This is a genomic window from Nocardioides sp. CPCC 206348 (assembly GCF_048654705.1).
Classification (GTDB): domain Bacteria; phylum Actinomycetota; class Actinomycetes; order Propionibacteriales; family Nocardioidaceae; genus Nocardioides.
In genome coordinates, this window is the sequence record NZ_JBMCZA010000193.1 from 3,121 (window position 1) to 5,006 (window position 1,886).

The 1,886-nt window shown below is 71.1% G+C and carries 4 protein-coding genes; all 4 read right to left on the bottom strand.

From position 1 onward, the window contains the following. Window positions 1-60, bottom strand: a 60-nt coding sequence (locus ACOADB_RS16835) for a hypothetical protein (RefSeq protein ID WP_378601228.1), incomplete at its 3' end; no start/stop codon positions are given. 70 nt (window positions 61-130) lie between these two features. Beyond that, window positions 131-385 carry a Sec-independent protein translocase subunit TatA gene (locus ACOADB_RS16840; RefSeq protein WP_378600896.1) on the bottom strand — a complete coding sequence of 85 codons (255 nt, stop codon included), beginning with the start codon at window positions 383-385 and terminating at the stop codon, window positions 131-133. A gap of 59 nt (window positions 386-444) precedes the next feature. Next, window positions 445-1,464 (bottom strand): helix-turn-helix transcriptional regulator, encoded by a 1,020-nt coding sequence (locus tag ACOADB_RS16845; RefSeq protein WP_378600898.1) that lies wholly within the window; start codon window positions 1,462-1,464, stop codon window positions 445-447. Further along, window positions 1,461-1,886: WYL domain-containing protein (locus tag ACOADB_RS16850; protein ID WP_378600900.1), on the bottom strand; the 426-nt coding region annotated here is incomplete at its 5' end. The genes ACOADB_RS16845 and ACOADB_RS16850, both read right to left, overlap by 4 nt.

Sequence of the window (1,886 nt, forward strand, 5' to 3'; positions counted from 1 at the left end):
CGCCAGTGCCGCCTTCAAGAGGCGGGCGCGCAACTCCCGCAGGTGGTCCGACAGGGCCATTCGCCCGTCCGCACCGACCGGGTGGACCGGGGTGCCGACGAGCAGCTTTGCAACTCCGAGCAGGGACAACTCAGGCGTTGTTCTCGCGGCGCTCGTCGACGATCTCGCCCTCGGCGACGTCGTCGGCGGGGTTCAGCTCAGCCTTCGGCGCGGACGGCTTCTTGTCGTCGTCACGCAGGCCCTTGGTCTCGGCCTTGAAGATGCGCAGCGCCTGGCCGGTGCCGCGGGCAAGGTCGGGAAGCTTGGCAGCACCGAACACGAGGATCACGATCGCCAGGATGATGAGCCACTCGGCTCCCTGGGGCATTCCGATCAGGGGGTTCATTTCGGGGCTACCAACTCTCACATCTCAGACTCGGGGACGGACCCCATCGTACGCGTACCTCAGCGGTACAGGCTGAGGGTCTCCTGTGCGGTGGCGGTGAAAGAGTCGGTGAACTCCTGAGGTCCTGTCACCGTGGCATGCGGAGCCAATCGCATCAGGAGCCGGGTGAGCCACCGTCGGTCGACGACGACGAGGTCCACGACAGCCGATCCGTCGGCCTGGGGCCGCACGTCGCGCATCGGGTAGTACTCGGTCGCCCAGCGGGCCTCGGCGCCGAGGTGCAGGGTCACCACGGTGCTGCCGGGCTGGTCGGTGTCGCGGAAGAGCCCTTCCTGGAGGTCACGCGGAGCCCGGCGGGGTGTGCTGATCGGGCTGTCCAGGACCTCGGCCTTCGCGATCCGGTCCAGCCGGAAGAGCCGGTCACTCGCTGCCCGGTGGCACCAGGCGTCGAGGTAGGCGAAGACCCCGTGGCCCACCACGCCGTGCGGGTCGACGACACGCTCGGTCTCCTCACCACGGGACGGCACGAAGTACGCGAGCCGTACCTGCCTTCCGGCAACGGCTGCCTCGTTGAGCACCCGGGTCAGCTCGACCTGGGCGACCTGGACGGCGTCGTGGGGCGAGGGCGTCACGTCGACGTGGTTCGCACCGGCGGTGCTCACGGCCTTCTCGATCTTGCGGAGCACCTGCTTGACCAACGCCCGGGTCTCCCCCGTCGACGTGTCGCGCAGCATGCGCAGCGCCACGATCACCGCGGACGCCTCGGTCGCGCTCAGCCGCAGCGGGCGGGCGAGGTAGTCGGCGTTCTCGACCCGGATCACGCCCTCGGTGACCGGGCTGCCCTCCGACGTCTCGATCGCGTCGAGGTCCACGTCGATCAGGTCACCGGGCAGGCCGCCGGGCAACCCGCACATGAAGAGCACCTTCAGGTCGCGCAGCACCTGCTCCGAGGAGGTGCCGAGCAGCGCGGCGGCCTCCTCCAGGCGTACGCCGTCGCGGTGGTGCAGGAACGGCACCAGCGTCAGCAACCGGGCCACCTGGTCGCGTGCACCGGCACCGGTGGCGCGCGCAGTGGTCATCGGGTGACCTGCTCGAGGCGGGCGATGACCTGCTTGCGCACGGCGACCGGTTCGAGGAGCACGACGTCGGCCCCCTGCGCCAGGACGTCGTCGGCCAGGCCGACGGCGCGGCGGGTGATCTCGACCCGGTCCCACGCGGATGCGTGGTCGGGACCGGCGACACCCGTCTCGATCCGGTCGGCGTTGCGCCGGAACGCGTGGCCGGCGCCGTGGCGCACGAGCAGCACGGCGCGCTCGGTGCTCGTGGGCGGAGCCAGACGCCGGGCGATCTCGCGTACGTCGGTGTCCGGCGGGACGTCGTACGCACCCGGCGGGCCGACGGTCCGGACGGCGCCCTGGACGCGGGAGAGACGGAAGACGCGCTCGGCACCGCGATCGGCGTCGTGGCCGACGACGTACCAGCGCCCGGCGTAGCGCACCAC

What these genes read in the sequence shown, in the direction of transcription:
- ACOADB_RS16845 (WP_378600898.1), bottom strand. Translation starts at nt 1,464, where the DNA reads ATGACCACTGCGCGCGCCACCGGTGCCGGTGCACGCGACCAGGTGGCC.
- ACOADB_RS16840 (WP_378600896.1), bottom strand. Translation starts at nt 385, where the DNA reads ATGAACCCCCTGATCGGAATGCCCCAGGGAGCCGAGTGGCTCATCATC.